This is a genomic window from Pseudocitrobacter sp. 73, assembly GCF_008369545.1.
Classification (GTDB): domain Bacteria; phylum Pseudomonadota; class Gammaproteobacteria; order Enterobacterales; family Enterobacteriaceae; genus Pseudocitrobacter; species Pseudocitrobacter vendiensis.
In genome coordinates this window covers 1-1,478 of record NZ_VTZO01000028.1, presented here as the reverse complement: position 1 = coordinate 1,478, position 1,478 = coordinate 1, and the positions used below count along the sequence as shown (strand labels likewise).

Annotated in this window: 2 protein-coding genes; one reads left to right on the top strand and one right to left on the bottom strand. The window is 41.6% G+C overall.

Features of this window, described 5'->3' with window-relative positions; genetic code table 11:
* The first annotated feature begins 96 nt into the window (after nucleotides 1–96).
* The gene (locus F0Q32_RS22715) at nucleotides 97–609 is read left to right on the top strand and encodes an HTH domain-containing protein (protein ID WP_062857336.1); all 513 of its coding nucleotides are present in this window, start codon (nucleotides 97–99) and stop codon (nucleotides 607–609) included.
* Nucleotides 610–699: 90 nt separating this feature from the next.
* Here the strand turns inward: F0Q32_RS22715 and F0Q32_RS22710 are convergent, their stop codons facing one another.
* Nucleotides 700–984 carry a hypothetical protein gene (locus F0Q32_RS22710; protein WP_062857335.1) on the bottom strand — a complete coding sequence of 95 codons (285 nt, stop codon included), beginning with the start codon at nucleotides 982–984 and terminating at the stop codon, nucleotides 700–702.
* Nucleotides 985–1,478: the final 494 nt, after the last annotated feature.

Here is a 1,478-nt window from a genome sequence, read left to right as displayed (position 1 = left end):
CATGTGTTTCCTCGGTTTTTAGGAAAAATATTTTCTTTTATTGTGCGTTTTACTTTCCTATAATCAGATTAAGTTTTCCGATTGATAGGAAAGAAAATGAGAAGTCAGGATGTAATCACTGAAAAGCAAAGAGAGATCAGGAAAGCAGATCTTCAACATCAGGAAGAAAAACGCGATAGAGAGCGGCTAGAAGCTCAGAAGAACCAAAACTTCACTCAGGTATACCCTTTGGGCTGGAAACGGCTTGCAGAGCTCGCTAAAGGCAATTCTGCGGCATTTGGGTTTTATACCTATCTTGCCCAACACATCGATGGTTCTTGCGGCGCTGTCGTTGCAGACCAAACATTTCTTGCAGAACAATTCAACGTCACAACGAGAACGATACGTAATTGGGTTAAATATCTTGAGGAAATGCACGCTTTAGTAAAAATACCAGTGACAGGAAGAGTCTGTGCGTACGCGCTAAACCCACATGAAGTCTGGAAGGGTTACGATAATGCCAAGCCTTACGCTGCTTTTTTAACAAAAACATTAGTCAACAAAGATGGTGAGATTCAACGTCGAATCATGGCTATGTTTTCAGGAACGGAAAGCGGTCAAGAGCAGTAGCGTAGCGACTCTTGACGGCTTGTAGTGACCCCATACTTGGTGAAGGTGGTTGGTTTCACGAAGTGAGGCCAACCACCTGTTAAGCGGGTTTTATTCTGAAAATTCAGTCAGATCTTGAATACGATCTGAGCGAATCAAAATGTATTTTTGAGTAGCAGTAGTTCCGTCACAGCGAACAATATTAATAGCCGGGCAATCACCATCATCAAACCAAGATGACCATTGTTCAAAAAGGCCTGCCCAAACAGATTTGGTAATTTTTTCAACGCCAAACCAGCATAGAATTTCCCATCTTTCAAACTCTACATAACCCATATAAAACAATTTGTTAAGTTTGTTTTCGATGTCAGAACTAAACCTTTTAACGCCAGCCATAAATACTCCAGAGAGAATAATAGGAACTCAATTTTGATTTTGAGTATAGTATTTAAGTTTTGCGTCTTCAATTTTTTTTTTGTGATTTCAAAATGGCTTGGACACATACAGAAAAAGAAGAAAAGGTTAATATAAGCCAGTACACACAGAGGGGACGCTCCGCGTCTCTCTGTGACTGGTTCAGGGCTCTGCCCCGAAACCCCAAAGGCAAAAAACCTGTCTAACAGGGTGATGGCTCGCTATGCGAACCATCACCCATAACTAGCTTGGATGGGCATTTTGAGCGTCAAGGTTAAACCGCTGCGCGGTCGCCAATGGCGAACCTTGACCCCCAAAATGCCCGACCGAAGGAAGGGATCTAAAATCTAAAAGATCCCCCTCTTAAGGGGGATCTTTTATTAGATAAGAGGGGGTTTTTATATATTGCTGTTTTTTATGTGTTTTTTTTTCTGAAGGTGCCGTTTTTTTTCCGGACGATCGGAAATACATGTGTT